Origin of the sequence: Halomonas sp. 25-S5, from assembly GCF_029889845.1 — a bacterium.
Lineage (GTDB): Bacteria > Pseudomonadota > Gammaproteobacteria > Pseudomonadales > Halomonadaceae > Halomonas.
This window is the reverse complement of sequence record NZ_JARANV010000086.1, coordinates 1-682: the sequence shown is the minus strand read 5'-3', so window position 1 is coordinate 682 and position 682 is coordinate 1. Positions and strand designations below refer to the sequence as shown.

The window sequence follows — 682 nt, the reverse complement described above, 5'->3', positions numbered from 1 at the left end:
GCGTTACAACGTCATTTCTTCCGCTTTAGATCGCGGTAGAAGTTTTCGTGTGATCCCAGGGCCATCAGTTCGAGGACAAGAGCACCATCATCAAAGCTGTAACCTAGCAGCGTCAACTGCTTGTTCATTTTGAACTTATGGACTCGCAGAAAGGCCAGATCCCCTTTCTTCTGCTCACCAATGTTGGGGTCGGCGATTAAGTCCTTAACCGCCAGATCAAGGTCTGTTTTCTGGTTGGGCTTGAGTTTCTTTACCGCTTTCTTGAACGTAGGGGTCTGTAATACACTCGTGGCTTTAACCAAAATCGTAGGCCTCCAGCTTTCCGGCGTCCCGCTCTGCCTGCGCGATGATGGCTTGCCTTACAAATTCGTAGGGTAAATCGGGGTTATCTTCCATTATCTCGCCGATTTTTGCCCAATGTTCTATTTGTTTGGGAGGGGTTCGATTAAGAGCTTTGGCCATAATAGTGGCTTTTTCAATTAGCTTTTGATCTAAGCGAATACTGTTCGTAGCCATTTGTGCCTCCAGCGTAGAGTTTTCTTAATTGTAGCACTATGCCACAATCGAAGCAAGTTGTAACAAGGCGCTGTTGTCGGACTGCTTTTCCGCTGGCGCTACAAAGCAGCCGCAAAGCGCGGCGTTGAACTAAACCGCTTCGCGGTAGCTGTCGTCGAATCCTGTC

The 682-nt window shown here is 48.4% G+C and carries 2 protein-coding genes; both read right to left on the bottom strand.

Features of this window, described 5'->3' with window-relative positions; translation table 11 throughout:
- Window positions 1-11: 11 nt before the first annotated feature.
- Window positions 12-302 carry a type II toxin-antitoxin system RelE/ParE family toxin gene (locus OP498_RS18490; RefSeq protein ID WP_280554819.1) on the bottom strand — a complete coding sequence of 97 codons (291 nt, stop codon included), beginning with the start codon at window positions 300-302 and terminating at the stop codon, window positions 12-14.
- Window positions 295-516, bottom strand: a complete 222-nt coding sequence (locus OP498_RS18485) for a hypothetical protein (RefSeq protein ID WP_074395037.1) — start codon at window positions 514-516, stop codon at window positions 295-297. The genes OP498_RS18490 and OP498_RS18485 overlap by 8 nt, the downstream gene beginning before the upstream one ends.
- Window positions 517-682 lie beyond the last annotated feature (166 nt).

Excerpts from the sequence above, each read along its gene's own strand:
- OP498_RS18485 (WP_074395037.1), bottom strand. The coding sequence starts at position 516 with ATGGCTACGAACAGTATTCGCTTAGATCAAAAGCTAATTGAAAAAGCC.